Source organism: Kitasatospora sp. NPDC048407 (assembly GCF_043200475.1).
In the GTDB taxonomy this organism is placed as follows: domain Bacteria; phylum Actinomycetota; class Actinomycetes; order Streptomycetales; family Streptomycetaceae; genus Kitasatospora.
This window is the reverse complement of the sequence record NZ_JBICXW010000002.1, coordinates 29,248-54,289: the sequence shown is the minus strand read 5'-3', so window position 1 is coordinate 54,289 and position 25,042 is coordinate 29,248. Positions and strand designations below refer to the sequence as shown.

At 71.4% G+C, this 25,042-nt stretch carries 21 protein-coding genes and 2 pseudogenes; 6 read left to right on the top strand and 17 right to left on the bottom strand.

Going from position 1 to position 25,042, the window contains the following annotated elements:
• Positions 1 to 12: 12 nt before the first annotated feature.
• Complete coding sequence (locus ACGFWJ_RS05550; RefSeq protein ID WP_392945564.1) at positions 13 to 2,346, bottom strand: excinuclease ABC subunit UvrA; 2,334 nt, start codon at positions 2,344 to 2,346, stop codon at positions 13 to 15.
• Positions 2,347 to 2,422: 76 nt separating this feature from the next.
• Here ACGFWJ_RS05550 and ACGFWJ_RS05545 point away from each other — a divergent pair, with 76 nt between their 5' ends.
• Positions 2,423 to 3,373 (top strand): helix-turn-helix transcriptional regulator, encoded by a 951-nt coding sequence (locus ACGFWJ_RS05545; RefSeq protein WP_392945562.1) that lies wholly within the window; start codon positions 2,423 to 2,425, stop codon positions 3,371 to 3,373.
• A 282-nt stretch (positions 3,374 to 3,655) separates the two neighbouring features.
• Here the strand turns inward: ACGFWJ_RS05545 and ACGFWJ_RS05540 are convergent, their stop codons facing one another.
• The 7 genes and pseudogenes from ACGFWJ_RS05540 to ACGFWJ_RS05510 form a co-directional block, all read right to left on the bottom strand.
• On the bottom strand, positions 3,656 to 4,030 hold the full coding sequence (locus tag ACGFWJ_RS05540; RefSeq protein ID WP_392945560.1) for a CU044_2847 family protein: 375 nt from the start codon (positions 4,028 to 4,030) through the stop codon (positions 3,656 to 3,658).
• Complete coding sequence (locus tag ACGFWJ_RS05535) at positions 4,027 to 5,400, bottom strand: ABC transporter substrate-binding protein (protein WP_392945558.1); 1,374 nt, start codon at positions 5,398 to 5,400, stop codon at positions 4,027 to 4,029. The genes ACGFWJ_RS05540 and ACGFWJ_RS05535 overlap by 4 nt, the downstream gene beginning before the upstream one ends.
• Complete coding sequence (locus ACGFWJ_RS05530; RefSeq protein ID WP_392945556.1) at positions 5,397 to 6,539, bottom strand: hypothetical protein; 1,143 nt, start codon at positions 6,537 to 6,539, stop codon at positions 5,397 to 5,399. Before ACGFWJ_RS05530 ends, ACGFWJ_RS05535 begins: the two co-directional genes overlap by 4 nt.
• Entirely contained in the window at positions 6,536 to 8,026 is a 1,491-nt protein-coding gene (locus tag ACGFWJ_RS05525; protein ID WP_392945554.1) for a VWA domain-containing protein, read from the bottom strand. Before ACGFWJ_RS05525 ends, ACGFWJ_RS05530 begins: the two co-directional genes overlap by 4 nt.
• Positions 8,027 to 8,080: 54 nt before the next feature.
• On the bottom strand, positions 8,081 to 10,492 hold the full coding sequence (locus ACGFWJ_RS05520) for a tetratricopeptide repeat protein (RefSeq protein WP_392945552.1): 2,412 nt from the start codon (positions 10,490 to 10,492) through the stop codon (positions 8,081 to 8,083).
• Complete coding sequence (locus ACGFWJ_RS05515) at positions 10,489 to 12,243, bottom strand: trypsin-like peptidase domain-containing protein (protein ID WP_392945550.1); 1,755 nt, start codon at positions 12,241 to 12,243, stop codon at positions 10,489 to 10,491. The genes ACGFWJ_RS05520 and ACGFWJ_RS05515 overlap by 4 nt, the downstream gene beginning before the upstream one ends.
• 123 nt (positions 12,244 to 12,366) lie before the next feature.
• Positions 12,367 to 12,447, bottom strand: a pseudogene (locus tag ACGFWJ_RS05510) (BBE domain-containing protein); the annotation flags it as partial.
• Between the two features lie 464 nt (positions 12,448 to 12,911).
• Between ACGFWJ_RS05510 and ACGFWJ_RS05505 the strand changes: the two are divergent.
• Positions 12,912 to 13,772, top strand: coding sequence for a universal stress protein (locus ACGFWJ_RS05505; protein ID WP_392945548.1), 861 nt, complete (start codon positions 12,912 to 12,914; stop codon positions 13,770 to 13,772).
• Positions 13,773 to 14,532: 760 nt separating this feature from the next.
• Positions 14,533 to 14,901 carry a hypothetical protein gene (locus ACGFWJ_RS05500; RefSeq protein WP_392945546.1) on the top strand — a complete coding sequence of 123 codons (369 nt, stop codon included), beginning with the start codon at positions 14,533 to 14,535 and terminating at the stop codon, positions 14,899 to 14,901.
• Positions 14,902 to 14,934: 33 nt separating this feature from the next.
• On the opposite strand, the pseudogene ACGFWJ_RS05495 reads toward ACGFWJ_RS05500, so the two are convergent.
• Positions 14,935 to 15,324, bottom strand: a pseudogene (locus ACGFWJ_RS05495) (ATP-binding protein); the annotation flags it as partial.
• Positions 15,325 to 15,797: 473 nt separating this feature from the next.
• On the opposite strand from ACGFWJ_RS05495, the gene ACGFWJ_RS05490 reads away from it, so the two are divergent.
• Entirely contained in the window at positions 15,798 to 16,478 is a 681-nt protein-coding gene (locus ACGFWJ_RS05490) for a YoaK family protein (RefSeq protein WP_392945544.1), read from the top strand.
• A 47-nt stretch (positions 16,479 to 16,525) separates the two neighbouring features.
• Here the strand turns inward: ACGFWJ_RS05490 and ACGFWJ_RS05485 are convergent, their stop codons facing one another.
• The 4 genes from ACGFWJ_RS05485 to ACGFWJ_RS05470 are packed head-to-tail and all read right to left on the bottom strand — an operon-like array spanning position 16,526 to position 18,757.
• Positions 16,526 to 17,023 (bottom strand): hypothetical protein, encoded by a 498-nt coding sequence (locus ACGFWJ_RS05485; protein WP_392945542.1) that lies wholly within the window; start codon positions 17,021 to 17,023, stop codon positions 16,526 to 16,528.
• 57 nt (positions 17,024 to 17,080) lie between these two features.
• Positions 17,081 to 17,440, bottom strand: coding sequence for a hypothetical protein (locus ACGFWJ_RS05480; protein WP_392945540.1), 360 nt, complete (start codon positions 17,438 to 17,440; stop codon positions 17,081 to 17,083).
• A 40-nt stretch (positions 17,441 to 17,480) separates the two neighbouring features.
• Positions 17,481 to 18,131, bottom strand: a complete 651-nt coding sequence (locus tag ACGFWJ_RS05475; RefSeq protein WP_392945538.1) for a hypothetical protein — start codon at positions 18,129 to 18,131, stop codon at positions 17,481 to 17,483.
• Complete coding sequence (locus ACGFWJ_RS05470) at positions 18,128 to 18,757, bottom strand: hypothetical protein (protein WP_392946486.1); 630 nt, start codon at positions 18,755 to 18,757, stop codon at positions 18,128 to 18,130. The genes ACGFWJ_RS05475 and ACGFWJ_RS05470 overlap by 4 nt, the downstream gene beginning before the upstream one ends.
• 338 nt (positions 18,758 to 19,095) lie before the next feature.
• On the opposite strand from ACGFWJ_RS05470, the gene ACGFWJ_RS05465 reads away from it, so the two are divergent.
• Both ACGFWJ_RS05465 and ACGFWJ_RS05460 read left to right on the top strand, forming a co-directional pair.
• Positions 19,096 to 19,377 carry a hypothetical protein gene (locus tag ACGFWJ_RS05465; RefSeq protein WP_392945536.1) on the top strand — a complete coding sequence of 94 codons (282 nt, stop codon included), beginning with the start codon at positions 19,096 to 19,098 and terminating at the stop codon, positions 19,375 to 19,377.
• Between the two features lie 228 nt (positions 19,378 to 19,605).
• On the top strand, positions 19,606 to 20,247 hold the full coding sequence (locus tag ACGFWJ_RS05460; protein ID WP_392945534.1) for a carbonic anhydrase: 642 nt from the start codon (positions 19,606 to 19,608) through the stop codon (positions 20,245 to 20,247).
• Positions 20,248 to 20,301: 54 nt separating this feature from the next.
• Here ACGFWJ_RS05460 and ACGFWJ_RS05455 read toward each other — a convergent pair whose 3' ends face one another.
• The 4 genes from ACGFWJ_RS05455 to ACGFWJ_RS05440 form a co-directional block, all read right to left on the bottom strand.
• Entirely contained in the window at positions 20,302 to 20,763 is a 462-nt protein-coding gene (locus ACGFWJ_RS05455; RefSeq protein WP_392945532.1) for a Pycsar system effector family protein, read from the bottom strand.
• A 104-nt stretch (positions 20,764 to 20,867) separates the two neighbouring features.
• Positions 20,868 to 21,824, bottom strand: coding sequence for a hypothetical protein (locus ACGFWJ_RS05450; protein ID WP_392945530.1), 957 nt, complete (start codon positions 21,822 to 21,824; stop codon positions 20,868 to 20,870).
• Positions 21,814 to 23,973: a hypothetical protein gene (locus ACGFWJ_RS05445; RefSeq protein WP_392945528.1), complete on the bottom strand. Its 2,160-nt coding sequence runs from the start codon at positions 23,971 to 23,973 to the stop codon at positions 21,814 to 21,816. The genes ACGFWJ_RS05450 and ACGFWJ_RS05445 overlap by 11 nt, the downstream gene beginning before the upstream one ends.
• Positions 23,970 to 25,010 (bottom strand): hypothetical protein, encoded by a 1,041-nt coding sequence (locus ACGFWJ_RS05440; RefSeq protein WP_392946484.1) that lies wholly within the window; start codon positions 25,008 to 25,010, stop codon positions 23,970 to 23,972. Before ACGFWJ_RS05440 ends, ACGFWJ_RS05445 begins: the two co-directional genes overlap by 4 nt.
• Positions 25,011 to 25,042 lie beyond the last annotated feature (32 nt).

The following is a 25,042-nucleotide window of genomic DNA, read 5'->3' as shown; positions in this document are numbered from 1 at the left end:
CCGCACCGTGGTTCACCCGGATTGCCCATTCCGTACTCGGGCCGAAGGTCGTGCCGACGCAACTTGCCCTCGGAGGTACTGGCCGGTCATCGAGTCAGGGGCGTCGAGGAGTCCCTGCGGTGTGCCTTGGTAGAGGATGGTCCCGCCTTGGTGGCCGGCGCCTGGACCGACGTCGACCACGTAGTCGGCTCGGGCGATGACTCGTTGGTTGTGTTCGATCGCGATGATGGTCGCGCCGTGGTCGATGAGGTCGTCGAAGAGTGTGAGGAGGCGGTCGACGTCGGCGCCGTGCAGGCCGGTGGTGGGTTCGTCCAGGACGAGTCGGAGAGCCTCTGTGGTGGTGTCGGCGAGGTGTCTGGCGAGGAGCAGCCGTTGACGTTCGCCGCCGGAGAGGGTGTCGACGCTCTGTCCGATGGTGAGGTAGTCGAGGCCGGCGCGGCTCATCCACGGCAGGCGCCGGCGGATCGAATGGTGTTCGGAGAACAGCTCGACCGCGTCCTCGGGGTTCATCGTGAGGACGTCAGCGATGGTGTGACCGTGATATCGGGCCGCGAGGGCTTCGGGGTTGAAGCGCGTGCCTTCGCAGGCGTCGCATTCGGTGCGCACGTCGTCGAGGAAGGAGAGGTCCGTGATGACGACTCCCTTGCCCTTGCAAACGGGGCAGGCGCCACGGGCGTTCGCGCTGAACCACGGTGCAGGCAGGCCGCTGGCGGCGGCGAACACGGTCCGGATCGCCTCGGCGATGCCGAGCACGGTCGCCGGGGTGGACCGGGTGCCGCCACGCAACGGTGTCTGGTCGACGGTGACGAAGTCCGGATGCTGGCGCGGTAGTTCGCCGGCGAACAGGGTGCTCTTCCCCGAGCCGGCGACACCGCTGACCGCGACCAGGACGCCGAGGGGAACGTCGATGGTGATGTCGCGGAGGTTGTGCCGGCGGGCGTTGCTGATCCGCACCTTCCCGGTCGGTGCGCGCGGTGTGGTGTTCAGCGGGACGGCCTGCCGGAGGAACCGCCCCGTTGCGGTGTCGGTGGCGGTCAGGTCTTTCGGTGTTCCTTCGAAGGTCACGATCCCGCCGAGGGTTCCGCCGCCGGGCCCGAGGTCGATGATGTGGTCGGCCGCGTTGATGACGGCCGGGTGATGTTCGACGACGAGGACCGTGTTGTGCGCGTCGCGGAGTCGTGCGATGAGGTCGAGGAGTCGCTGCACGTCGTGGGGATGCAGTCCGGCGCTGGGTTCGTCGAAGACGTAGCACACGTCGCTGAGCGGGCTGCCGAGATGCCGAACGATCTTGACCCGCTGCGCCTCGCCACCGGACAGAGTGGAGGACTCCCGGTCGAGGGACAAGTACCCCAGCCCGACGAGCTCGAAGGCGTGGAGCCGTTCAAGGATCGTTGTGACCAGTGGCGCCACGGTCGGATCATTCACCGAGGCTGCGGTGTTGTGCAGTTCTGTGATCGGAAGGTTCGACCAGTCGGCGATCGACCTGCCGCCGATCAGGCTGCCTCTTGCCGCCTCGTTGAGCCGAGTTCCACCGCAGTCAGGGCAGGCTCGGCGGAAAACGATGCGGGAGAGCGCCGATTCGACCTCGTCGGACAACCGCGACGGCGCCTTGCGCAGATAGGAGTTCCGCAGTCGCGGGATGACGCCGTCGAACGTCCCATGCTTGGGGTAGCCCGGCAGCGGGTTCGTCAGCTTGATCTCTTCGGCGTACAACAGCGTGTCGACGACGCTTCCCGGCAGGTTACGCAGAGACACGTCCACGTCGGCCAGCCCCGAGTCCACCAGTCGCTTCCACCGGTACGTGCCCGGCTCGAACGTGGGAAACCGGATGGCGCCCTCCCGCAGGCTGAGCGACCGATCGAGTAGCCGGTCGAGGTCAATGTCATCGACGACGCCGAGCCCCTCGCAATGCGGACACATCCCGGTCGGGTCGTTGAACGAGTAGGCCGGGGAGAAGCCCGCGCTGGGGCGTCCGACCCGCGAGAACAACAGCCGCAGCATCGGAGCGATGTCACTGGCCGTGCCTACGGTCGACCGTGCGCTGCCGGTGAACCGCCGCTGATCGATGATCGTGGTGAAGGTCAGCCCGTCGATTCGGTCGACGTTCGCCGCCGGATGCTGCGGCAGCCGGTTGCGCACGAACACCGGATAGGAACCGGTCACCAGGCGGTCGGCCTCGGCGGCGATGGTGTCGAAGGCCAGCGACGACTTCCCCGACCCCGAAACTCCGGTGAACACCGTCAGTCGATGCTTGGGCACCCGCACAGTGACATCTCGGAGGTTGTGCGTGCGCGCTTTCTCGACCGTGATCCAACTCGCGCGGTCGGGGACTCGTTTGTGGGCCATGGACGGACGCTACAAGCAGTTGTGGCCATATCATTGCCACAACTATGGGGATGAGCGACCTGGCCGGGAGGACGCCGTGGCGACACCGGTCCAGCGGGCGCTGAGGTTGCTGTCGCTGCTGCAGTCCGGCCGGCGGTGGACCGGTGAGGATCTCGCCCGAGCGTTGGAGGTGCCCGGCCGCACGCTCCGACGTGATCTCGACCTGTTGCGCGAGATCGGGTACCCCGTCCGGAGCACCCGTGGACCCGGTGGCTACTATCAGCTCGTCGCGGGCGCTGCGCTGCCGCCGCTCATGCTCGACGACGACGAAGCCATCGCCATCGCCCTCGGGCTGCGTTGGGCAGCGGCGGGAGGCACTGGAGTCGAGACCGTCACCGAGTCCGCTCAACGCGCCGGGGACAAGCTCCGACGGGTCCTGCCATCGGCCCTGCGGCACCGCACCGAACAAGTCCTCGCCGCCGTCGAATTCGCTCACACCGCGCCCCCGCAGACTGACAACGCCGTCCTCCGCTCACTGGCGACAGCGATCTCCGAGCACGCCCCCGCCACCTTCGACTACCAGGGAAAGGCGGGCTCCTCGCGGCGCACGGTCGAGCCGATGCGAATGGTCCAGATCCGCGGCCGCTGGTACCTCTACGCGTGGGACCGAGACCGCCACGACTGGAGGAACTTCCGCGTCGACCGGGTCGGTACGCCACACGTCGAGGCGGAGAGATTCACCCCGCGCGCCCTACCGACGGACGATCTCGCACGCCACCTCCAACACCGCTTCCGCGGCCCCAGAACCGTCCGCATCGTCCTCACGCTCAACGCCGACGCTCGTGACGCTGCCGGCAGGCTTCACCGGATCGACGGTGAACTCGAACCGATCGATGACCACCACTGCCGCTACACCGCCTACGTCGACTCCTTCGAATGGATCACCGTCGTCCTGGCAGCCACCGACATCGAATTCACCATCGACGAGCCCACCGAATACCGATACTTCCTCAATCTGACTGCACAACGCCTACTGCGCGCAGTCTGACGTCGACACCAAAGAGCAAACCGTCGATCAGCACTTCATTTCGTCAACAACCTCCTGACCTGCAACAACTCGTCACTGGCCTTGCTGGGCGCCCCCATTGTGGAAAATGATCACACTGGAAGGCCGGCAGGGCTCATGCGACCGCTACTACGCGTCCCTGCACACCGGGGCCACCGCCTGGTACCTGCTCGCCGGACAGGAGGCAACCCCTTCCGCCTCTAGCACGGCAACGGTCCTGCCAGGTGCGAGTCGCGACAGGCGGCTCGCACCTGGCAGTTGCGTTCACTCCTGGGCCTGGGCCTGGGCTTCGGCCTCGTCCTCGTCCTCGTCCTCGGCTTCAGCAGCATGGTCGGGGGACCAGCGGAGCGTCACATCGAAGTGGACGCCGGCGGAGCCGCCCGCCAGGATCACGCCGACGCTGCCGTCCAGTTTGACGCCGAACTTGACCTCGATCTCGTCGGGTCGGCGTGGCAGGGCGCGGAACGCGTCGATCACGTCGGACGCCGTGTTGACCATAGTGTGCAGCGAGTCCCGCACCGTGGCGCTGGCTCGCTCCAGACTTCCCCGGCCGGCCGGCGCCACCCCGGTGCCGGTGCCCTCGCTCTCGACCACCAGCGTGCCGCCGGACGCGAGGGTGAATTCGGTACGTGTTGTCACTTGGCCTCCTGGCCTGAGGATGGGGGCGGGCAGACGGAGCTCTGTATCGGCTGCGGGTAGGCGTCGACCCGGACCTTTTCCAGATCGGCGAGAATCGCGTCCAGTCGGGTCGGGTCGTTCAGGTACTCGAGCACCGCGTGGTTGAACGCGGCCGACATGGCGCTGGGCATGGTGTCCGAGGCGTCGAAGCACAGGGTGGCGCCCGAGTCCAGCAGCTGGTTGATCCGGCGGGCGATGAGGTTGGTCGCGCCCTGGGCCAGCGTCTTCGTGACGGTGCGGTTGGCGGAGAAGGCCGCCTCCGGCTGGCGTTCCGGCCAGATCTGCTGGGCCTTCCGGCTCGCGAGGAAGGCCATGAACCTCTCCGCCTCGGGCGAGTCGCGGAACATCGCAACGAGATCTCCCGACACCTCGTACGTCGACGTCGACTGGGAGTCGGGGAACGCGAGGAAGTCGTAGTCCTTTCCCGAGACGAGTGTGGTCGGTGTCTCGGGGTCCGGGGTGACGAGGGCGCCGTGCTCGAGGTAGCAGCCGGGCGTTGCGGTGAAGAACGGATAGGACCCTTCGCCGTAGCTGGTCAGCAGCGCGGTCAGCGGGCCGCCACGAATCGCGTCCGGGGCAGCGACGGTCTGGCCCCAGGTCTGCCAGGCCGCGATGACCTCTGGAGATTTCCATTCGAGCTTGCCGTCGACCCAGTCCGTGTAGGTGCCGACGCCCGACTGGTGCAGCAGGATGTCCTCGATCCAGTCGGTGCCGGGCCACCCCGAGTTGGGGGGGTCGGCCATGGCCAAGCACCAGGGCGTCCCGCCCTGGTGGGCTTTCGACCGGCCGGCGGCGACCACGTCGGCCCAGCTGCTGTCCGGTCGGATGGCGAGCTCACGGTTGTACCAGATCAGGCTCTTGACGGAGGCTTTGACGACGACCGCGTACTGATGCTTCGTCCCGGCCTCCCCGAGCCGGTACCACAGGGGGTCGTAGTCGGACTTCAGCTGCGCGACGAGTTCATCGCCGAGTGCCTTGTTCTGAAAGCCGTCCAGCGGGACCAGGGCGTTCTGCTGCGCGTAGGAGCGCAGCGCCCCGGGGTTCGCGACCACGGCCAGGTCCGGCTCCTCGCCCTTCTGCACACCGGCCCGCAGCACCTGGTCGAGCGCCCGGGTGGGCGAGGCGTGGACGGTGATGTCGTGGTTGTCGGCCTCGAAGGCATCGATCACCGCTTGGAAGGAGTCCTTCTCGTCGCCGCCGGTCCAGGGCGTCAGGATGGTCAGGACTCGCCGGTCGGACGTGGACGAGCCGCTGAGGCAGGAGGCGGACCCGGCCAGCAGGGTGAGGGCCAGTAGGAGCCGGAGGGCTGCCTGGCGCTTGTGCCGCATCATCGGCCTCCGAACCGGTACTCGTCGATGCGCGGATTCAGCGCGCGGGCGGCCGCCCCCGCCGCGGTCAGGGTCAGCAGCAGGACGACTGTCAGGCGTTCGGTGGAGGAGGCGTCCGCCCTGCCGACCCCGTTCGTGAACTCGGCCTCGGCCCGGCCCAGTTGGTGACCGTCTTCGCTCGTCCCGCCGGTCGCGGGCGCCGGCGGTGTCAGGCCGGTCCCGCAGTACCCGGGAGCGTCCGGGCAGGCCTTCTCGTCGGTGACGATGGCGAACAGGTCCTCGCCGGCCTCGGCGGCGGACCGGCTCGCCTGCTGCTGCGTCAGGGTGACCGCTTCGCCGAACGGACCGTCCAGGGCCGAGCGCAGGTGTCCCTCCGAGGCACCGAGCGACTGACCGCACCACAGCACCGCCGCGGTGAGGGCGAGCGCAGCGGTCGTCAGCCAGATGCTCAGCCGGCGCCGGAACCGGCGGCGCAGCACGAACTGGGTCCGCGCGAACAGCGCCAGTACCAGGGCGAACGGCAGCAGGAACAGCAGCTCTGTGGTGCCCGCCAGCCACGCCGAGCTGCGCCGGTCGGCCAGTGCCGTGCGGCCGTCCGTCCGCAGCCGGTCCAGCGTGGCCGAGATCTCCCGGTACTGCAGGGTGGCGTACCAGAGGGCCGGCAGGGCGCGGTTGATGTCGTGGGTCCGCTGGTAGTCGGCGGCGGCCTGCTCGATCTCGGCGTTGTAGGCGACGACGAGGCCCTCGACGAGTTGCAGATCGCTGGTGCTCTCCGGGCCCGCCACGTTGTACCTGGCCAGTTCCGCGAGGTTCTGGCTGATCGCGGCGATGTCGTTCTGGTACTGGTCGCCGAGGCCGCCGAGTCCCACGGTGCCTTGGAGGAAGCCGTGCACCGCCACCCGGTGGGCGTCCGCGAGCGCGCTGTTCGCGGCCTCGGCCCGGAGCAGCGCGGGGGCGGCCCGTCCGCCGGCGGCGTAGGTTCCGGTGTGGGCCTGGCTGGACACCAGCAGGCACAGCGCGCCGGTCAGCAGGCTGCCGGCCACCAAGGCCGCGCGGAGCCGGCGCAGGGTGCGTGCGGTGGTGGAGGGTGCCGCCGGTTCGTCCGTCGCCGGTTCGGGCGTCACCGTGCCGGGGGCCGTCATCCGCCCACCGCCGGTGCGTGGTCGGTGAATTCGTGGTCGCATGCGAGGTTCTCGCAGTACCGTGCGCCGGCCACGGCGATCCGGTGGCATCTCGGACAGACGGGCCCAGGGCCGGACGGGTGCGCGGGCGCGGGGTCGGCGCGTGGCGCCGGGTTGCGCGAGTGGCTGTAGGAGCTGCTGGTGACCGTGCCCATCATGGCCTGCAGGACGTAGTCGGGATCCAATTCCGGCAGCAGGCTGACCACGCCGCGTACGGCGTCCTCGACCTGGACGACCTGGCCCAGTCGCCGGAGCGCGTCCTCGTTGCGCAGTTCGGTGGCCAGCGCCACGGCCCGGCCCCAGGCGTCGCACGCGCCTTGGCGATCCCCTTGGCGGAACAGCGCGCCGCCGCGCCATCTGAGCGCGTACAGCTCCTTCTCCTGCTCGTGGCGGTGCCGGTCGGCCCCGAGGACGGTTTCCGGGGCCGGCTGGTCGAGCCAGCGCGCGGTGACCACCTCGACCGGGCTGACGGGTGTGGCCCGTTCGGTGCCGATGGCGCCGATGACCACCTCGATGGAGGCCAGGGTCTCCGCGCCGGCGCCGGCCGTCCGGTCGCCGGTCACGGTGAAGGTCGCGACGAACCCGCGGGTCTCGCTGCTCCAGGGGCCGGTCGGGTAGTCGGTCACCGCTGTTCCGGCCAGTGGCAGGCGGTGGCGGAGCAGGTCGGCCACCGCCGGGTGGGCCTGTTCGAGGACCGACACGGACACTCCCGGTGCGCAGCGCACCCGCAGCGCCAGGTCGGACAGTGTGCGGCCCATGGCGGTGCGGACCAGTGTGCGGAAGTCGGGTGCCAGGTCGGCCAGGTCGGGTACCGCGTCCGCCGTTCCCCGGAGTTCCTCGGCGATCCGTCTCAGCTCGGCGGGCTCCCAGTCCGCGCCGATGCCGCGGGCGTCGCAGGTGAACACGGAACGGCAGTCGGCGAGTACGGTCTCCATCGACCGTGCCGAGCGGTCCTGGTGTTCGTTGCGTCCGTCGGTGAGCAGGAGCGCGTGGCAGATCCGGTCGCGGTGCGGTTCGAGCAGTTCGCGGGCCTTGTCGAGCCAGGCGCCGATGACGGTGCCCTGGGCGCCGGGGGCGATCCGGTTGACGGCCTGCTTGGCCTCCGCGCGGGTGGTGGCGTTCGCCGGGGCGAGGAAGGACTCCCGGGGGTAGATCATGGTGGCCTCGTGGGTGCCGGCGACCACGGCGAAGCGGGTTCCCTCGCGCAGGGTGTCGATGGCGGCGCAGCTCGCTTCCTTGGCCCGTTGGAGCTTGGTGCGCGGATGACTCATCGACCCCGATTGGTCCAGCAGGACGACCTCGGCGAACTGCGCCTGGCTCCGCGGGCCCGCCGACCGGCCGTCCGGGGTGCTCGCGGCCACGCTGAGGTAGACGTGCACCTCACGTTCGGCCAGGGAGCGGTACCTGTCGTAGTTGGCCTCGAGGGTGACTCTCGGCGCTTCGCTCATGTGCCAATTCCCCGTCCTTAGAGAAAGATTGACGATCCGTCGGAGCGTGCGGGTTCACTGCGTGGTGACCGGTCTTACGGCGTTGGCCAGGTCGACGAGCACGGTGTGGCGCATCTCGTCCGGTGCCCACTGGGCGAACGCCCGGTATTCCTTCTCCAGCCACGACCGGAGTTCGTGCTCGGTGGCTTCGTCCTCGGACGCGGTGCGGTCCGGTCGCGCGCTGCGCCGACGGTCGAGCCTGGCCTCCATGATCAGGGCGGCGAGCCGGCGCCGTTCGGGTTCGTCCAACGGCAGTGTGGCCAGCGCCTGTTCGGCTTCGGCGAGGTCCGTGCGGCCGGGCAGGCCCTCGGGGCCGGCGCCGAGCCGCCCGGTGTGGATCCGCAGCGCGGCGATCCGGGCCGCCCGGTGGTGCGGCGAGGTGTCGGGTATCTCCCGCAGCGCCGAGACCGCGCCGGCCCGGTCGCCGCGGCGGAGCCTGGTCCGAGCGTGGCCGAAGGCGGCGTTCTCGTGCCAGCTGTCGGTCCGCCACACCGACAGGTAGGCGGCCGCTGCGGCGTCGAGTTCCTCGTCGGTCGCCGCCCGGTACTCGGCGCACAGGGCCAGCGCGAGCTTCGGCGCGAGCTCACCCGGCAGCATCCGGTGGCAGGCGGTGAACATCTTCTCCGCGCCGCCGAACTGCCGCTCGGCCAGGGCTGTCAGCCCCTCGTGCCAGTTGAGCCGCCAGCCGGGCCGCAGCAGGCCCCTCGCCCGGTCCAGCGCGGCGCGGGCCGCTTCGAGGTCGTCGAGCCGCAGGTGGAGCCGGCAGCGCAGCAACTCGACCTCGGGCGAGGGGACGCGGGCGGCGGCCGGGGCCGCGTCGGTGTAGGAGGCGAGCTGGGAGAGGGCGACGGCCGGATCGGCGCTGACCGAGGCCCGGAGGAACCCGGCGGCGGGATCGCGGGCGTCGACCAGCGGCTCGGGCAGCCCGGCCGCCGCCATGACCGGCGCGGGCGGGGCGGTGACGAGCGGACGGCAGCTGCCCTCGGCGGCCGCCCGCAGCGCCGCGGTGCTCGTCCACCGGTCGAGCGGCGGCACCGTCCCGAGTCCGGGGTCGAGCAGCGTGGTGGAGCGGGCGAAGAGCAGCGACGGCGCGGTGTACTGGGTGCCGTCGCGCCTGGAGACCAACTCGCGCAGCACGCCGCTCAGTTGGCCCGCCATCTCGGCCGCCGAACCGAACCGCAGCTGCGGATCGGCGTTGGTGGCGCGGCTGATGAGCTGACGCAGTGAGGTGAAGCGGGCATGGTCCGGGTCGGCGGTGTACCACCCGAGGAGCGACTCCAGGGTCCGGCCCACCGTGTGGAGGTCGGTGGCTACGGTGGGCCCGGTGTCCAGCAGCTCCGGGGCCCGGTAGTCCTCCGAGTACGCCCACCTGCCCGGCCTCCCGGCCTCGCGCACCGCGCCGAGGTCGATCAGCTTGATCCGGGAGCCGTACACCATCAGGTTGCTCGGCTTCAGGTCGCAGAACAGGTACTGGCGGTCGTGCAGGTACTGGAACGCCCGGAGCACGCACAGGACGTAGCCGATGATCTGCTCGGTCTCCAGCTTGCCGAACAGGTCCGGGCGCTCCAGGGAGTAGCCGGGCAGGTACTCCATCACCAGGTAGCCGTGGTAGCCGTGCCGGGACCCGCCCGCCGGCTCGTGCGTGACGAAGTCGTAGATGTCGACGATGTCGGCGTGCCTGAGCTCGATCAGGAACCGCTTCTCCTCGGCGGCGTCCTCGACATGTACGGGGTCCTCCGCGTCGATCAGGCCTTTGAGCGCCACCGGACGGTTGTTCAGGCGCTCGTCGTGGGCGAGGTAGACCCAGCCGAAGCCGCCGTGCCCGATGCAGCCCGCGACCCGGTAGCGGTCCGACAGCAGCTCGCCCGGGCTGAGTCTCGGCACGAACGAGTAGGCCGTTCCGTCGTACGGGCAGCGCCCCTCCAACAGGCTCGGCTGGCCGTCGAGGCCGGTGCCCACCGGGCGGCCGCAGGCGGGGTTGGGGCAGACCCTCCGCTCCTCCGGGATCTGCGGCACGGCCTTGACCGCCTGGCCCGGCTCCGGTCCGTCGATGGTCGGCAGCGTGACGAGGCCCAGCCCCCACCAGGGGTCGTCGCCGAACTGGCGCGGCGGCTGGACGAGTTCTGCGCGGCGCCCGGACGGCACCACGCCGCGCTCCGTGCCCACCGGCACCACGCCGAAGCCTGTGCCCACCGGCACCGACCGCACCGACCGCACGGGGGCCACGCCGCGCTCCGTGCCCACCGGCACCATGCCGCGACCTGTGCCCACCGGCGCCGAGCGCACCGAGCGCACCGGGGCCTGTTCCCCGGCCGGCGGCCGGCCGGCGCCCGCCGGCGGGGCCACCAGTGGCGGGAGCAGGCAGCGCCGGCAGTAGCCGGTCGCGTCGAGTTCGCCACCGCAGCCAGGACGGTTGCACCGGTTCATGCCTGTCTCCCGTCGATCACGCGTCGAACGGCCTGGTGGTACTCCTCGACCCGGAGCTCGGCGAGGGGCAGATCGCATTCACCGCTGTAGAGCAGCCGCCGGGCCGCCTCGTACGGCTCGCCCAGTTCCTCGATCAGGCCGCGCCCCGCGGCCTCCGAGCGGTAGGCGTCCAGCCGCCCCCGGGCCCGGTCGCGCCGGGCGAGCAGGGCCGTGCACGCGGCGTGCAGGCGCCGGGCCCGCGCCAGCAACCGGGCGGCCGCCTCCTCGCAGGCATGGAGTTCGCCCAGCAGCCGTCCCCGGAGGGCGGATCCGGCGTTGGCCGGTCCGGCACCATCGTGGTGCTGGGTGTCCCGCAGCACCCGCAGGCGGACCGCGAGCGCGGCGGCGCCGGCGACCTGCGGCGGCGGCGTGCCGAGGATCCGCGGTGCGACGTGGTCGCGGCACACCCGGGCGTCGCGCTCGGCCGCCTCGACCTCCTCCGCCAACCGGTCGAGCCGCTCGAGTCGCTGGCCGAACCGCGTCGCCCCGCCGTGCCCACCGCCCCGCTGACCGCCCGGCGGGGCGGTCGCGGCGGGCCGCCCGAGGCTCGCCGCGACCGCGCTGCGGACGTAACGCGGAGGGTCGCCGTGGTAGGCGAGCAGCAGGCGCACGCCGATGCTCGGCGCCCGCGCGGCGATCGGTTCGAGCAGCCGGTAGTACAGCTCACCCGGGTCGGCCGCCAGGTCGACCGCGTTCACCACGACGACGATCGGTGAGCCCAACTCCTCCAGCTGGTGGAAGAGTTCATCCGTGACGCGGTCGGTCAGCAGGCTCAGACTCTCCGCGAGCTGCTCGGCGACCTGCTCCGTCGTCCGCCCGGTCGCGTCGACGGCGGCGTCCACCTCACCCAGCTGGGGAACGGTGCCGGGCGGGGCGCCGGTGACGGTTTCGTCAGGGGCCGCCCGACGGTAGCCCGGCACCGTCAGGCCCACCAGACGGGACGTCAGCGCGACCGCGCCGCCACCGCCGATCGCACAGACCCCGCCCGGCCCACCGGACGCCAGCCAGCCGACCAGGTGCCGGGTCAGCGCGAGCTGCACCGGGTCGTCCAGGACCTCCGGGACCCGCGGCGACGACCAGTCGCTCGGCGCCACCTGCGAGGGCCGGCTCGCCAGATGCCCGTCGAGCACCGCGCTCGCGTACTTGTACAGCGTCCGGACCGCGATCATCCAGCTGCTCTCGGCGAGCGGCGCCCGGACCACCGCGATCACGCCGAGGATCTCACCACTCGCGGCGAGCGCCGCCGCGCCGCTGAACCCGCGATCGACGCGCTGCTCCAGCACCGCGTCGAGCTGCACCCGCTCCCCCGTGAAGTCGTACGAGGCGATCTTCGCCCTGGCCAGCTGACCGTTGTCGGTACCCGCCGGAAATCCGAAGATCCGCACGATCTCGTCGTGCTGCCAGGTCCGCCGGATCCTCGCCCGCGGCGCGCCCGGCACCACGGACCGAAGGGCGAGAATCGCCACATCCCCACGCTGATCCGGCAGCGGCGGCTGCCAGCAACTCTCGACAACGGTCGCCGGATGGGCCTCGTCGGGACGTCCGGCAATACGGACCCGGACCTCGCGATCGGCCCCGCGCACAGCGCCGATCGCCTCCTCGACCACATGCGCACACGTCAGCACATACTCGCCGTCGAGCATCGTCCCGGCACCATGCACGCGCCCCTGGGTGTCCTCGATGCGCGCGAGCCAAGGATCCTCCCGCCCCATGGCGAAAGACGTTACCGTCTAAGTGATCTGACGAACACTCACTTCACATGATCACATCATTTGTGGACACACCGAAGGATTCGGCTGCGGCTCCGGATACTCGATTCCGGCCTGCATGCCAGGTCAGTGCGGCAGTTCGATCGAGAGAGCATGCCGGAAGATGTTGTTCGCGTCCCAGCGGGCCTTGACGCGTTGCAGGCGCGGGTAGTTCTGCTTGTTATCACGAGATCGACGTCTCTCCCCAGCTCAGGGGCGTGATCCAACATCCGGGGTCAGCAAAAGGTCAGCAAGATTCCGGAGGTTCCACTGGGCGGCCGAATGGCCTCCCGCCCAACACCTCGCGGGCGGGGCACCCCGCGGATCGACCAACCCGGTCGTCGACCACCACATGGTCTATGCCCTCCTGTCGATCGTCCTCGCGGCCGCGCAGGCCGGTGACCGCTGAGGCCTGGGCCGCTGGTGGGCCACCCTGCCGGTGGTCCGGTCCCGCCGCTGGCTGCGCTGAGCAACCCGCCGACGCCACCCGGCCCCATGCCAAGTCCTGCTGCGAAGAAGGACCTTGGGTCCGCGCGAGGGACCGTCGGGTCCTGTCGGGGCGGTCGCCGCGAGCAGCAGCATGGATCCCGGAGGCGGGACACCGGGTCACCGCCCGACAGAAGGGAACGGCCATGGCCCACGGAATCGTCACCGGGTTCGACGGATCGGCGCGGTCCGAAACCGCAGTCGGCTGGGCCGCCGCCGAGGCGGCCCGGCAGGGCGAACCGCTGCGGATCGTGCACGCCTGGCCCTGGCTCGGCTCGGCCTGGAGCGACGGGCCCGCGGCGGCTCCCCACCGCGGCGCCCTGCTGGAGTTGGAAGAGGTCGCTGACCGGCTGCGCGGCGTTCACCCCGCGCTGGACGTCGTCACCGAGGCGGTGGCCGACGACCCCGCCGACGCCCTGCTCGCCCGTGCCGCGGAGCACCGGCTCGTCGTGCTGGGCTCACGCGGCCTCGGCGGTTTCGCCGGCCTGGTGGTGGGCTCCGTCGGCCTGGCCGTGGCCGCCCGCAGCACCACCCCGGTGGTGCTGGTCCGCGACGGCGCGCCCGCAGCTCCTGCCGACGCCGCCGACCGCCCCGAGATCGTCGTGGGCGTGGCCGGTGAGTCCTCCGCGGCGGTGCTGGAGTTCGCGTTCGCCGAGGCCGAGCGCCGGGGGGCGCGAGTGCGGGCAGTGCACGGATGGGAGGCGGTCCCGTTCTGGACCGCGGCAGGCTGGATGCCGCCGCAGGAGGACGTGGAACTCCGGGGCGCCGAGCTCATGGACGTGCTGGCCAAGGCGCTCGCGCCGGTCCGGGCGGCACATCCCGGCGTCGAGGCCGTCGCCGAGACCAGGACCGGCGGTGCCGCGCACGCGCTGGTCGCCGCCTCGGCCCAGGCCGACCTGGTCGTGGTGGGCCGCCGGCAGCACCGCCTCGGCACCCGGCTCGGCGCTGTCGCCCACGCGGCGATCCACCACTGCACCGCCCCGGTCGCCGTCGTCCCGCACGACTGAGATCGCCGCCTTCCCGTGGGCGCAGCCTTCGTCCTCTCCGGCCGACATGCCGGCAACCCGGCAGCCGCTGACTGACTCGGGCCGGACGCGGGTGGCGGCCCGGCCGCCGGGGGCGCAGGACGCGGAAGGCCTCCGCGGTGAAGACAGTAAGGTCGCGATTCTGATCGACTCCAACGATCGGTGTCGGGATACATCAAGCCATGCCCAGCCATGTGCTGGTGAACCTGCTCGCCGGGGCGTGGCGCACAGGCTCTCGCAGGCACCGATCCGTCGCAGCGGGAGCTCGACATGGCTCGCCGGCCCCGCCATGGCCAGTGCCGACCCGCATGTGACCCGCGTGCAGCAACCCCTTTCCCAGAGGCTCGTGCGATGCCGTCGTGTCGCGCATGGCGCTGATGCTGATGTCCGACGTGGAGCACGTCGCCGCCGAGGCCGGCCCGGGGCAATCCCGCTCGGCGTCGGGACGACGTCGAGCCGCCGGTCGGACGGTTGACGTCTTCGGGGAACGGGGGGCGTGGCGTCGTGGGAACGGATGGGGTTCCGGGCGCTTCGGTGTCCGGGCCCTTGTCCCTGCCGGCGTACTCCTTGAAGCGCTCAGCCAGGTACGGACGAACGTGCTCAGTTGTCGGAAGCTCCGTCTGACGTCCTGTTTGAGCTGATCAAGTCCTTTGCAGGGCCGAGCTCGTTCCGCCTATCGTTCGTTTTGGCGTCACCGTGGACACTCAGCAGAAGGTGCCCGGGACACGAAGGAGCGATTGTCGTGGGTGTCTTTGTCCGCATCAGGGGCTGGCTGGAGTGCGACGACCAGCAGCTTGTCCGAGTCAAGGAGATCGTCGGCTCCGAGGACCCCGATCGGACCTATAGCGGCGGCTGGGGCTTCCCCGAGCGGCAGTACAACTTCACCAACTGGGTCTTCTTCGGTGCTGACATGCGCGAGCAGTCCGTCGACTGGTTCCGGGAACAACTACGTCTCGTAGCGCAGATCCCTGCCTCCGACGATGACAACGACCTGGTCACCGGCCTCTTCCTCGTCAGCCATGAGACCGAGGGCATGAGTGAGTGGCAGGTCCGCGATGGGGGTGTGGTGATCGGAGGCGCAAGCGGGGAGTATCAGTACCTCGACGAATAGAGCCGCCCTTGCTGGCTGCAGAGGCTCAGATGATCAGGCCGCGTCGCTGTCCCGCTCGATGGCGGCGAGCCGGTTCTTCAGCCGGTAGCTGGGGCCGTTGATGGAGATTACGTCGCAGTGGTGCAGGAGCCGATCGAGGATCGCGGTCGCGAGGACGTCGTCGCCGAAGACCTGGCCCCACTCACTGAAGGTCTTGCTCGAGGTCAGGATGATCGAGCCCTTCTCGTAGCGCTTGGAGATTACCTGGAGGACCAGGTTCGCCTCGGCGCGTTCCAGGGGCTCGTAGCCCACCTCGTCGACCACGAGAACGCTGGGCCGCAGGTAGGTGCGGAGTTTGCCGGCCAGGCGTCCAGAGGCTTCGGCGGCCTTGAGGTGGCTGACCATGTCATCGAGGGTGGTGAAGTAGATCGAGTACCCGGCCCGGAAGACCCGTGGTCCCGGGTCACGGACGCGCATGCGGCCGGCTGGTTCCGCCAGGTCTCCCGCAGAACCGGTGGTTGTCGCCCCGCAGCAGGCTCTCGTACCGCGGATCCCCCGGCCGCACCGCCGCCGGCCCAAACCTCTCCGGATCCCGCCCGGACGCCGCACCGGCGGCGCCGGCGGGTGGCGTGACGGCCGCGGCCGCGGGTGGCGCGACGGCCGCGGCCGCCAGGGTTCCGGCGGCGGCGGTCAGCAGGCCGCGACGGTTCAGCTGCGCGCCGGACGATTCTCGCTGGTTCATCGTCATTCCCCGTACGCCGAAGGCCGGTTGCGTCGATGGGCACCAGCATTCCCGCCGGTACGGCCCGCGCCCGGCGTTCGACCGGACGTGTCGGCGGGCTGCGGGGTCCGTCGGTGTGCGGCGGCGCCCTGGCAGGCTACTGACCAGCCGACAGTCCGTCCGCCCCGGAGGAGCCGTGCCCGCGTCCGCCGCACCCCCGTCACCGTCCCGGCCGATCGGCGCGGCCACCGAGGACGGCGACCCGCTGGCCCTCGCACTGTTCGGGCTCACGGCGGTGAGCGGACTGATCGACGCCGTCAGCTACCTCGGGCTCGACCACGTGTTCGCCGCCAACATGACCGGCAACGTGGTCGTCATCGGCTTCGCGCTGGCCGGCGCGCCCGGATTCTCGACCCTCGGCTCACTCACCTCGCTCGGGGCGTTCCTGCTCGGCGCGGCCCTCGGCGGACGCCTCACCACCGGCCGTCTCCGACCGGCCCTCGCCGCCGAGACCCTGCTCCACCTCGCCGCCGCCGTCGTGGCCTTCGCCGTGGGCACCGGTGGCGCCGTCCAGTACGGCGTGATCGCCCTGCTCGCCGTCGCCATGGGACTGCGCAACGCCACCGTCCGCAGCCTCGGCGTCCCCGATCTCACCACCACCGTCCTGACCATGACCCTCACCGGCCTCGCCGCCGACACCCGCCTGGCCGGCCGCCACTCCCCCCACCAGCGCCGCCGCATCCTCGCCGCCCTCACCATGACCGCCGGCACCGCCCCGGGCGCCCTCCTCGTCCTGCACCACCACCTCCCCTGGGCGCTTCTCCTCGCGGCCAGCATCACGGCGGCGACGGCCGTCCTCTACCGCCAAGCGCCCTGACGGCGGAAGCCCAACGGGCCGTCCCCGCACGGCCGTTCAGGCATGCCCTAGCTGAGTATCAGGTTCTCGCCAGGACCGAACCTGAGGCCCATGGCCTTGACCAGGGCGAATATCAAGTCCTCAGCAAACGGGTCGCTCTCCGCGACCAGGGCAACCCGAACGGCGGCCGGATCGGGCCGCAGCCCGGCCTCCTCCGCCCAGGCCACGGCCTTGCGGCCGACCTCGTCGGGCTCGCCGATCCACCACTCGGGGACCTGGTGATCCCGCGCCATTTCCGGAGACAGCACACCGCGCCAACCCAGGTCGGCCAGACCCTTGGCCTCCACCCAGGCGAGGTCGCTGTCGTGGACGTGCATCTCAAGCACCGGACCCCCCGTCCCCGCGAGGATCGCGTCCGGGGTCTTGTCGTCCGTGTGCATCTGAAGGATCTGCCACGCCCCGTCCGTGGCCAACCAGTAGAGCGGCGCACCCGCTGCCCGTACCGATGCCAACTCGTTCAACGGCCGGTCGACCCGCGCCACGACAAAAGATCCCGAGAACCCCATGGGCCGAGACCGTAACCCCGCCCGCCGACACCCACCCCGGCCATGTACCCGGCATGGCTACCAGACGACGATCCCGCCGCCCACCGACTTGGCCCGGCGCGCGGCGACAAGGATGTTGTCGAACCGCTCGGCGACGTAGTCGGCTTCATAACCACCCTGCTCGGCCAGCTGGTCGAGGTGCGGACGGACGAGGTCACACTCCGCGAGGAAGTCGTCGATCTCCTCCGGCACCACGTAGAGGTCGTGGCCGTCGAGCCGCGGGAAGAACCGGGCGCCCAAGGCCCGGATCGCTTCGGATCCCCACAGGCGGGTTCGGGTGCTCTCGAAGCCGGCCAGGGTTTGGCCGTACGCGGGATCCTCCAGGAACTCGCGTTCGCCGTCGGCGGCGGGGAGGAAGGTGTGCACGAGAAGGGTCATGGGCCGGTTCCTGTTGCTCGGGGTGCGGGAGGCGCGTGCGTCAGCTCGCGGGCCAGTGCGGGTTGGGCCTGCCATCATCGCCCATGTGCGCCCGCCGCCAGATCGCGGGCCAGCCGTTCGCGACCGTGGGTACGAGCGGGTGCCGGCGCTCGCACGGGCATGGTGCCAGCACCGCTGAGCACTGGCCGCACTGGTCGATCCAGCCGTGCCCCGTCGAGCGCGACCTCGGCGCTCCCTCGTATCCGCAGGCCCGACAGCCGGGCAGTTCGGCGCCGTCCATCAGGGCGTTCTGCCGCCGGACGTACGCGGCCAGGCGCAGCGGCGGGTGGCGGAACGGATCGTCGTACCAGATGCTCAGCTCGCTGCCCCGGCCCTGCAGCCACCACGGCTGGGGGTTCGGTACGGCTCGGCGCCCGGCCCGCTTCTCCGTCCGGCGTCGCTCCTCGAACTTCTCCACTTGCGCGCGCAGCAGCAGCCGGGCCTCGTGCAGTTCCTCCACTGCCCGCAGCAGCGAGTCCGGGTCCGCCTCCAGGCGCCGGGGGATGCGGGCGCTGAGGGTGAGGTGGTGGTAGGTCGCACGGAAGCCGTAGGGGGCGAATTCGGTGACGCAGGTGCGCAGCGCGCTGTGCCGCCGGTGGACGGGGAGCCGGTCGTCGTGCACGCGGGCCCGGTGGGTCCGGAAGCTGGTCATTCAGCGAGCTCCAGGTCCTGGTCCAGGTCCAGCGCTCGGGACAGGGCGGCGGTGACAGCGGCGGCGTGGGTCGACAGGTGCTGCTCGGCCCAGGCTGCGGCAAGCCCGAGGAAGTCCCGCAGGTCCTGCTCGGCGCCGGCGACGAGTGCGCGTACCTCGTCCACCGGCAGTTCGATCACCGGGCCGGCGCTCTCGGCCTCGGCGTCGAGCGTCAGCCGGACGGTGCCGCCGACGCGTTCGGCCAGCGGGGACGGGTCGTGGCCGAAGGTGGCGCTGCCCCCGACCTCCAGCGCGTCCAGCCAGTCCCGCCAGGTCTCCAGCCCGTTGCAGCAGCCGGGCTCGAAAACGGTGCCGGTCGCGGTGTCGGTCAACCGGAGGCCGCCGGCGGCGAACAGGTCCGGCATGGTGAGCAGCCCGTGCAGGAACATACCGAGCGGATCGGTCGGGCACGGCCCGTGCTCTTCCTCCGGCTCGAAGTCGTTGCAGTCGGCGATCCGCTTGACTGCCGTGCCGACCTCCGCCGGCGTCAACTTCCCGTTCAGTGCCAGGACTCCGTACGGCTCGTGGTTGCCGACCGGCCAGAGCGTGAAGTCGTCGTCGGCGAAGATCTCCAGAACGGGCTGCATGATGATCACACGGGGATGATGCCGGACCCGATTGCCACCTCGCCACGGAGTTCCGCGCTCGACGCTCGACGCTCGGCGCTCGGCCGCCGGACGGCGAAGCGGCCCGACGGCGAAGCGGCCCGACGGGGCGGCCTCGCCGAGGAGTTGGCGCAGCTCGACCCGGCATCCCGAGCGGCCCTCCCGCGCTGCCGAGGGCACGCCACCGCGCCGCGAGTCCGATTCCGGCCATCCTCCGGCGCCAATTGGTACATACCATTGACGCGCTCAACTCAACCCCGGCAGGATCCCTCCCGGCCCACCCACGGCCGCCCCGAACCTCGCTACCCAGAGGAGCCCCCGTGCCCATCCGCCGCGCCGCCAAGGCCATGTCCGTTCTCGCCCTCGGGGGTGCGCTGGTGGTCGGAATGACCGGCACCGCCTCCGCCGCGGGGATCGCCGACCTGACGGGCATGGGCTGCCCGGACTACTACACCAACTACTACGGCAACGGCGGGTTCGTGCAGACCCTGGCGTACACGTTCACCGGCGGCAACGGGGCCCGGTACGGCCACTACAACGTGGTGTTCCGCAACAACTACGGCGAGACCAACGAGGGCTACCGCGAGTACCGCTGCTACTGAGCGGCGCCGGCCCGGCGCATCGTCAACGCGCTCGCGGGGCCGGCCGGCGGGATCGATGGTGTCCGCACCAACGGCGCAGTTCCTGCATAATTATCGCCGCCGCCACACCGATATTCGAACGATTCCGGCCATTTTCGACTGGTTCGTCCCGTTCCGTGAGCGGCTCCGGCGCGTCCAGGAGGTGGCCCGGACGAGCCTGCCCCTAGCCGGGGGACGTAGTCTGCGGGCATGACAGACGCCGCGAACCTCACTCCCCGGGAAGCCTTCGAGATGCTGCTGGCGGGCAATGGCAGGTTCGTCGCCGGTAGCCCCCACCACCCGAACCAGGATGCGGCCCGCCGCACCCAGACGGCGCCGGCGCAGGCACCGTTCGCGGTGCTGTTCGGCTGCTCCGACTCCCGACTCGCCGCCGAGATCATCTTCGACCAGGGCCTCGGTGACCTGTTCGTGGTCCGCACCGCCGGCCACGTGCTCGGTCCCGAGGTGCTCGGCAGCATCGAATACGGCGTGAGCCTGCTGGGCACCCCGCTGGTCGTGGTCCTCGGGCACGACTCCTGCGGCGCCGTCGCCGCCACCCGCGAGGCGGTCGCCGCCGGCGCCACCGGCGAGGGCTTCGTCCGCGACGTGATCGAACGGGTCACCCCGAGCGTGCTCGCCGCGAACGCCGCCGGACACACCGACAACTCCCACTTCATCAACGAGCACATAAGGCACACCGTCGCCCTGCTGATGGAGCGCTCGCGCATCCTCTCCGACGCGGTCGACGCCGGACGCACCGCCGTCGTCGGCCTCTCCTACCGCCTGGTGGACGGCACCGCCCACCTGGTCACCACCCGCGGCCTCGACCTCCCGGCCCCCGCCGCCGCCTGACCACCCCGGCACCCACCCGCAGCCCCGGCCCGACCAGGCCGGGGCTGCGGCGTGTCAGACCGGCCGCAGCACCGCGCCGAACTGCATCAGGGCGAGCAGCAGCAGCGTCGTGCCCGCCTCGATCCAGCGGTACTTCGAACGGATGATCGCACTGGTCCCGATCAGCGAGGACAGCAATGCCCGCCCCGGATCCCGCCCGGACGCCTCGAACTCGCCGCCCAGCCGCTCGGCGCCGTCCGCCGCGGTGATGTGCTCGAAGTAGCCGGGCGCGCCGGTCGCCCTGCGCCGCCCCCGGCGGCGGCGCGGCACGATCGCGGCGACAAAGCACGCGACGGCCAGCAGCGCACTCATCGCCGTCGTCCACCACAGCAGGTGCGCGGCCGAGGACCCGCCACCGCCGTCGCGGCTCAGCGGGAGGAACGCCCCGAACGCCGCGCCCGTGAAGCCCAGCAGCACCGCGGCCTTCGCGTCGGCCCGGCCGAGCTCGGCGCTGTTGGCCGCCGCCAGCCGTTCCATGGCCGCCACCGCCCGTGCGCTGCGCGACGCCGGCCCCACGTGCGCGCCATCCCGCCGCCGACGCAACGCCGCCGCGGTCGTGCGATGCCGGACAGGTAACCGCATCACCGCGCCACCCCGTTCAGCCGGTCGCCCGCCACCCGGCCGTTCAGGCCGCCGCCGGTCCAGTCGTGGCCGGGTGGCGGCGTCTGCGGAGCGGGCGGCGGCGTCGGGCCGGGGACGCGGCGGCCGAGTGCGGACAGCCGGTCGTGCAGCAGCAGGGAGAGCTCGTCCTGCTCCTGCTGCGGCAGTTTGCCGAGCAGGCCCGCCAGTTGGTCCTGCCAGGTCGTCTCGCCGCGAATCAGGTCGGCGTGACCGACCGCCCAGTCCAGCACCTGACTGACCTGCTCCGGATGGCGCACCAGCCAGAGCGCGGCGAGCGAGACGGGGCCCTCCTGGACGGCCTGCTTGCAGAACTCGTACTCCTCCCGGCTGTCGGTCCACGGGTACGGCGCACCCGCCTCCACCGGTTCGCCGAGCCGCAGTTCCTCCGCGTCCTCACGGGTGGAGACGTCCGTGACGCGGTACACCAGGCCGTGATCGGGCAGGCGGCGCGGCCCGCCCAGGTACTGCAGCAGGACATCGGCGGTGACCCGCCTCCCGAGGGCGGCGTACTCGTCACCGATGTGGCCCAGGCACCGTTCCAGCTCCTTGCGCACCGGATGCCAGCCGTACAGCGTGCCACTGCGCACCACCTGCGCGGCATCGTCCGCCCACCACAGCACCCGGACCTCGGTCGACTTGGTGCCGCGACCGGTCGGCAGACCGACGGTGCGGGAGCCGACGCGCTGGTCGAGGTCGACGTGGAACGCCTGGTCGTAGTCGCGCAGGCGCAGCCGGGCGGCCGGGAACTTGCCGAGCGCCGGGCCGCTCGGGTCGGCCCCGGCCCGGTGGAAGCCGCCGCTGCGGTCGCGCAGGACCAGCGCCCGGTTGCGCGGCGCGGACCAGCGGTGGCGCAGCACCTCCCGCCACAGGGCGCGCGGGGCCCGGACGTACAGCGGTGCGTCGTTCTCAGTGGACATCGGATCCTCCGTCCGGTGATGCGGGATAACTGCCGTTGGCCGCTTGGCGGTTGGTACGCGGAGTTCCGCGGCGCCAGTCCTCCAGGGCCTGGCGGGCGATGTGACGGCCGGCCAGGTCGCCGTCGTAGCGGTCGATCTCGACGAACAGGGCGAAGACGCCGTGCCGCATGTCCTGGGCCAGGGCGGACAGCAGGGTCTCGACCGCCGGCCGGAACTCCTCGTCCCAAACAGCGGTGCGACACCAGTAGAGCAGGGCGAAGCAGATGGTGCGGAAGTGGCGCTCGTCATCGAGGAGTTGGCGGACCAGGGCGAGGACAGTGGCGGTGTGCTCGGTGACGGTGGTCAGATGCCGCTGGAACCAGGAATCGTCGCAGTACATCAGGCTGGGGAAGACCCACAGGAGGAGATCCGCGTCACCACCGGGCCGCTCGGCCCAAGTGGTGAGGGCGCGGAACACGAGTTCCTCGTTGCCAGCCGCGAAGAGCGCGGACAGCGCCCTGTCCACCTCGCCGGCCACACCCGCCTCGTCGCCGTCCCGGCCCCGGTAGCAGCGGTGCAGCAGGGTGAGCGCCACCTCCGGCCGGGCGAGACCGAAGTCCGTTCCGCAGGCTCGGGCGACCGTCCAGCGCCGGTACTTGCCGGCCTGGTAACTCCACTGATCCAGACGGTACTTGACCTCACTGGCGAGCACCGGTTCCTGCGCGGCGATGCCGAGCGCGTAGGCGGCGGCGCTCCGGCTGCGGGCCCGGTCCGAGTCGGCCAATTTCTCGATGTGCCGCAGCGCCCGCCGGCCGCCGCCCCAACTGGCGGCCAGGCCCATCACCCGGCCGACCCGCTCGGCGAGATCGCTGTCCCTGCCGGGGATGGTGTCCATCCACTCGGTGAGCAGTTCGGACGACCCGCCGTACTGCCGCCACAGGTGGCGCAGCACGGTCTCGCTCTGCCGGTGCCGGGTGAAGTGCACGGGTTCGACGGTGTAGTTGAAGCCGGAGGTGTTGCGGATCTCCGGCGGCCGGCACTCGGCGCGGACCATCCGGAGCAGTTCTTCGAGCGGGCGGCGCAGCACGAACTTCGGGTTGGGACGGGTGCTGCGCTTGGCGCCTTCGTCCTCGCCGGTCAGGACGGCGTCGAGCCGCCCGTCGGCCAGGGCGACGAGCCGTCTGGCCTCGTCCTGGACGATCCGGTGGTCGAGCCCTTCGAAGACGCTGATGGCCAGCAGGAAGGCCAGGCCGTCGGGGTCGTCGCGGAGCCGGTCGAGCAGTTCCGGCACCTCGTCCTCGGCAAGGTAGCTGAGGCGCTCGCGCAGCACGTCCGGGTCGGGGTCGTCGTCCCCGCCGGCGGCCACTTCGGCGACCAGTTCAGCGACCTGACTTGGCGTCAGATCGTCGGCCAGCAACGGCTTGAGCGCGCCCTCCAACCGGTTGCGGCGCTGCTCGGACGGGACGGTGGCCGCCAGGCGGGCGTCGAAGACCGCGCGGGGTGCGGGCGGGGTGCAGCGGATCGGCTCGACGTGCAGGTCGCGGGTGAGGCCGCGGAGCCTGCCCGGCTCGTTGGGCAGGACGATCACCATGCAGGCGCCGGCGTCCTTGAGCTTGGCGCGCAGGTTCGCCAACACCGCGGGCCCGAAGGCCTGTTGAGGCAGTAGGCCGTTCACCAGGTAGCCCCGCACCTTGGTGTGGGTGGGCCGCCAGGAGGACAGGTCCACGCCGCTGTCGAGAGCGCGCAGGTCCAGGCTGTGGCCGCTGTGCCGGTACAGCAGGTTGAGCGCGGCGGTGCGGCGTCCGCTGCCGGGCTCGCCGGTCAGGAACAGGATCCGGGTGGAGAGTTCGGACAGCGCCTGCCGGAACCAGTCGGGTTCGGCGAATCCGAACCGCGCGTCGAGGATCTCCGCCTCCGTGATCGGCCCTTCGAAGGCCTCGACGCGGCGCGGCCCGGGGCCGCCGACCGATGCGCCGACGTTCTTCACCCGCTGGCCGCCGTACACGGAGCCGGTGTTGATGCTGCCGTTGGGGGCGTAGATGAACGGCTGCCCGCCCGCGAGGTGCTCCGCGAACCGGTCGGCGAACTCGTCGTCGTACATCTCCTCGTCGGGGTCGTCCGCGAAGGACTCCGCCGCTTGTTCGGGGGGTCCGGCGTCGGGCGCGGTCACCGGCGCTTCTCCTTCTTGTTGCCGCGCACGGTGTCACCCTGGTTGCCGTGGACCGAACCGGCCTGGTTGCCGTTCACGGTGCCGGACTTGTTACCGCCGACGTAGTCACCGGCGATGCCGAGGCGGTCGCCGCCGATCTTGTCCCCGCGGAACCGGTCCCCGCCGAACCGGTCCCCGCCGATGCTGTCGCGGCCGGTGTTGGTGACGCTCTGACCGCCGTGCACGGTACCGGAGTTGATGATGCCCCGGTCCGCCCGCTGGGTGACGTAGGACCGCGCGGGCCGACCGACGCCCCGCTCGTCGGTGTCCGCGGTGGACTTCGCGGATTCGTGTTCGTCGACGACGCGGTCGCCGAGGATGCGGCGGTCGTAGAGGTTGCCGGAGGGCATCGGGACGTACAGCCAGGCGCGCTGGTCGAAGCGCTTGCCCTCGACGGTGGCGGGGACCTCGACGAAGTGGTCGGGGTGGCGGCCGGTGTAGCCGGAGGCGACGGCGTCCTGGTAGCAGCGGTCGGAGAGGATCGCGGCGACGTGGGTGATGCTTTCGCTGGACGCGGCCAGCATCGCCTTGACGGGGCGGGAGTCGAGCAGCCGGTGGGTGTCGTTGCGCGGGGTGCCGTTGCCGTCGAACTCGTCGCCGGTGTCGGGCAGCGGGCCGATGTGCAGGCTGACCCGGAGCCGGGTGCGGACGGCGCCGGCCGAGTGGACGTTGAACTCGGTCAGCACGTCCTGCAGGGTGTGCAGCCAGGGGTGGATCAGGAACGGCATCCAGGCCGGGTCGAAGCCGAAGATGTAGCCGTCGCCGGTGGACGCGGGGAACCGCCGGTCGTCCCAGACGTGGGCCAGGCCGGCCCGTTCGAAGGAGCGCTCCAGCAGTTCCGGCACGGCCCGGCTGATCACCCCGTGCTCGATCGCGGGGTACCCGGTGAAGTCCTTGGCGTCGACGGCCACGAGCCCCCGGTAGGGCGGCAGTTGACGGCTGCGACTGTGCGGCAGGGCACTGGCCTGCGGCAGCGGCCGGTCGTACGGGCGGCGCATCGGCTCGTGCTCGTCGTACTGGTCGCACTGGT